The 4,185-nt window shown below is 60.0% G+C and carries 3 protein-coding genes and 1 pseudogene; 2 read left to right on the top strand and 2 right to left on the bottom strand.

Annotated features, from left to right (window positions below):
• The coding region (locus tag ACJWXQ_RS08655; protein ID WP_406672599.1) for a carboxy terminal-processing peptidase at positions 1–1,775 on the top strand (1,775 nt) is incomplete at its 5' end.
• A gap of 30 nt (positions 1,776–1,805) precedes the next feature.
• Here the strand turns inward: ACJWXQ_RS08655 and ACJWXQ_RS08650 are convergent.
• Together ACJWXQ_RS08650 and ACJWXQ_RS08645 are read right to left on the bottom strand one after the other, a co-directional pair.
• Positions 1,806–2,933 (bottom strand): hypothetical protein, encoded by a 1,128-nt coding sequence (locus ACJWXQ_RS08650; protein WP_346049422.1) that lies wholly within the window; start codon positions 2,931–2,933, stop codon positions 1,806–1,808.
• 94 nt (positions 2,934–3,027) lie between these two features.
• Positions 3,028–3,495, bottom strand: a complete 468-nt coding sequence (locus ACJWXQ_RS08645) for a DUF1249 domain-containing protein (RefSeq protein WP_346049420.1) — start codon at positions 3,493–3,495, stop codon at positions 3,028–3,030.
• Positions 3,496–3,544: 49 nt separating this feature from the next.
• Here ACJWXQ_RS08645 and ACJWXQ_RS08640 point away from each other — a divergent pair.
• Positions 3,545–4,185: pseudogene (locus ACJWXQ_RS08640) on the top strand (alpha-D-glucose phosphate-specific phosphoglucomutase); the annotation flags it as partial.

Raw genomic sequence — 4,185 nt, 5'->3', positions numbered from 1 at the left:
TGTTTGAACGCCTCCGTGATCGCCTGGAGGAGCGGCTGGAGTATACCCTGGCCTTCCTCGAGCAGAAGCCGGATTTCGACGCCGATGAGACCATGCTGGTTGATCGGAGTGACGCGGATTGGGCCGAGTCCTCCGAGGCACTTGACGAGGTCTGGCGCAAGCGCCTGAAGAACGATGCCCTCGGTCTGGTACTGGCCGAGCGGGATTGGGAAGACATCAACGACACCCTCACCCGCCGCTACCAGAATCTTCGGCGCACGGTCAGCCAAAGCAGTCAGAATGACATCTTTGAGACCTTCATGAACGCCCACGCTCATGCGCTCGATCCCCACACTGCCTATTTCTCACCACGAGAGGCGGAAGAGTTCGAGATGCGTATGAGTCTCAGCCTGGAAGGGATCGGTGCGGCCCTTCAAAGCAGGGACGAGTACGTGACCATCACCGAAATTCTTTCCGGCGGGCCCGCCGACCAGGACGGCACCCTGCGCCCCCAGGATCGGATCACCGGCGTGGCCGCACGTGAGTACTGCGACATGCAGGATATCGTCGGCTGGCGAACCGATGACGCCGTCCAGCTAATCAGGGGCCCTGAAGGTACCAAGGTACGCCTGCGCTACCTGCCGGCGGATGCCGTGCCAGGCGACCCGGAAAAGACCATTGAGTTGGTGCGCAGCGAGGTCCAGCTCGACCAACAGGCCGCGCGCAAGGACATCCGAGAGATTGGAGAGGGCGACGATAGCTACCGGGTGGGGGTAATCCACATTCCGACCTTCTACATGGATTTCCAGGCCCGTCGCGAGGGGCGCGAGGATTACCGCAGCACCACTCGGGATGTTCGCCGCCTGCTGGCCGAATTGAAGGAATCCGAGGTGGACGCGGTACTGGTGGATCTGCGCAATAATGGCGGTGGATCCCTGATGGAGGCCACTGAGCTGGCAGGCCTTTTCCTGGACGGTGGACCGGTGGTGCAGCTCATGGACACCCGAGGCGAGCTGGAAATTGCCGAGACGGCTCCCGGCTCGGTGGAATGGGACGGCCCCCTGGGGGTAATGGTCAATCGCTTCAGCGCCTCGGCGTCCGAGATTTTCTCCGGTGCCATTCAGGACTATGGCCGGGGCGTGGTCATCGGCTCACCGACTTACGGCAAGGGCAGCGTACAGAACCTGCTCGACCTGGAGCGCTGGTTCTCGGACGAGGAGGATGTGGGGCAGCTCAAGTTCACCATCGGGATGTTCTATCGCATCAGCGGCGGCAGTATGCAGCATCGAGGCGTGATTCCGGATGTTGAGCTGCCCTCGGCAGTTTCCCTGGAAGATTATGGCGAAAGCACCAAGAACAACGCCCTGGGATGGGATGAGATCGATCCCGCCAGCTATGACGGTGAATGGCTGCCTCAGTCACTGGTGGCGCAGTTGAGCGAGCTGCATGAAGAGCGGTCGGCGCGAGACATCGATTTCAGCGCCCTGGTGGACGATATTCGCGTCTACCGGGAGGCCCAGGAGCGCAAGCATGTCTCACTCAATATCGAAGAACGCCGAAAGGAGCAGGAGCAGGCCCGTGAACGTCGCCTGGCCCAGGAGAATGTTCGCCGCGCAGCCCGTGGTGAAGCGGCGCTCCAGGATCTGGACGAAGTGGAAGAAGGCAGCGGTGACCCGGACATCCTGCTGACTGAAAGTACCCGGATTGTGGCCGACCTTGCTCGTCTGCTTGGTGACTACGAGGACCATGAGGGCCGTTTCGCCGCCCGTCTGCTCGCGATCAAGACGGACGAGTAGCAGCGCCAAACGGAGCCCGACGCGGATTTGTCACTGATCCGCGTCGAGCTTTTCCTCAACCGCGGCAGGGGGAGCCCCCAGCATGGCTTCCCTGAGATCCCAAAGGTCCCATTCCAGCACATTAACCGGCAGTGGCGTGGAATCTCCAACCACTTCCGAGCCTTCAGCGGAAATACTCGGTTGCAGATGGTCCATGGACTTCATGTCCGGCGCGGTCTGCTTCGCCTCTTTGTATTTCACCATCCCGGCCAGATAGCGGGCACGACGGCGGACTTTTTCCGGGCGTTCCCGGTCGCTCCGCCAACGGCCTTCCACTTCACGAATCTGACGCATGATTTTCAGGCACTCGTCCGTGGGCCCGAAGTAGGCTTCATGCACCGGTTTTCGGCGGGCACTACGGGCCATGTCGGCGATGCTGTCCTTGCGAAAACGAAGATAGAGATACTGGGCCAGGGCAATGGCCGCGAGATTGACCTGCCGCCTGCCTTCAACACTCAACCCGATAAATGTCGGTGGTTCTCGACCTTGAACCTCCCGAATTCTGTTGCGAAGGTCGGACATCTGGGCATCGACAGGCTTTAGCTCATCGGCTATTCCGGCGAGCGTCTCGGTCAACCGTTTGCGCTTGAAGTAGTGCCAGATACGCTGGGAGCGGGAAAGCTCCTCCTGCAACTTGCGGCGACGCTGCTCAATCTCCTCCTGCTCTGCCGCCAAATCCTCCAGGCTGCGCTCAAGTTCGGTCGCCTCCCGTTCCTGTTCCTGGCGATAGCGGGCCAGCATCTGCTGACGCTCTTCCTGCTCCATGTGCCTGCTCAGCTCCTTGACCAGGTTGACCAATTCCCGGTGGCAGGCAAACCAGATCTCACGCAGCTGATAGTAAACAATGGCATTTTGAGCACGATCAGGGTCGGCCAGCATCTCTTCCAGGGCCTGAATCTTGCTCTCATTGGCAGCGCCCCGCGCCTCAAGTTCGCGAACCTGCTCATCCAGGCGTGTCGCCTTCTCCCTGAGCTGCTCCAGCTCTTCGCTCAGCTGGCGGCTCCTGGCACGTTCGGCATTGAGCTGCGGATTGCTTGGAGGTTCAATTTGACGCTCTTCAGGTACCGGCACCGTAAACAGGCGACCAATTACCGGCAACTGGCTTAACCACTCTCGCATGGCAGCTTCCTTTTGCAGCCACGGGACCCGACAGTCCCCTCCCAATTGTGGCCACTTTGATGGGAAAAACCACCCGTGACCATCCAGCAAAGCCTTAAAATGCCATTTCCTGCTGACCCAGTCGATGCCCCTTCTCGAGACAGAACTCCAGCCATTTGTAGAACATCTGATTTCGGGCCCATCGCTCCTGAATCTCCTCGCCCCCAGGGGTTACCCACGGCCGCAATAGGCGATGGCGATGAAATTCACAGCAGGAAGTCACTTCAGCCATGCGGGCATCCTGGTAGATGCGCACCACCAGATCCGGATCCGGCAGCAAACCGTGCTCGGAATCGAACCAATAGGTCAGCCGCAGTGTCGCTGTGTAGCGGCACCGCTCCAGCGTCTCAAGGTGCAGCACAGGGTCCGCGACAACATGGGAACGGGCACGGGCTGGGGGATCATCCAGGGGCTCAATCAGCTGGGCCAATCTGCGATAATTGCTCTCATAGAGCGCCATGAGGCCGGCAAAGCTGCGTCTCGGTACCAGGCGGATCCCCTGCTTGTCGGTCTGGATTAGCATGGTGCCAATATATCACAGCCAATTCACTGCACTGCCCAAGGAGATTCCCTTGTCAATCAAGGATGTAGCCACCACCCCCTTTGATGACCAGAAACCTGGCACTGCGGGACTACGCAAGCCGGTCAGTCGATTTCAGACGCCCCATTACCTGGAAAACTTCGTGCAGGCGGTATTCGACTCAGTGCCGTCACTGAAAGGTGGCCGCCTGGTTGTCGGCGGCGACGGACGCTATTTCAACGATCAGGCCGCCGACACCATCCTTCGCATGGCGGCCGCCAACGGGGTCGAGCAGGTAATTATCGGATGTCAGGCCCTGCTTTCGACACCGGCAGCCGCTCATCTGATCGCTCAGGAATCGGCGGCCGGTGGCTTTCTGCTCACTGCCAGCCACAATCCCGGTGGCCCCGATGGGGACTTCGGTATCAAGTTCAATATCGCGGGTGGTGGACAGGCGCCGGCGGAACTGACTGACAGAATCCATACGCGCAGCCGTGAGATCCGGCAGTACCACATCTCCGACCAGACCTGCCCGGGTTTTGCCGAAATCGGCGAAAGCCGTCTCGAGGACATGATGATTCGAGTGGTCGACCCGGTGGCGGAACACGTCAACCTGATGGCGCGGTGTTTCGATTTCGATGCCATCCGGGACTGGCTCCACAACAAACCCAGGCGTTTTGTTTTCGACGCCAT

The sequence above is a fragment of the Natronospira sp. genome (assembly GCF_007134575.1).
GTDB lineage: Bacteria > Pseudomonadota > Gammaproteobacteria > Natronospirales > Natronospiraceae > Natronospira > Natronospira elongata.
The sequence above is the reverse complement of the archived record's forward strand: the minus strand, read 5'-3'. Positions and strand labels throughout refer to the sequence as shown.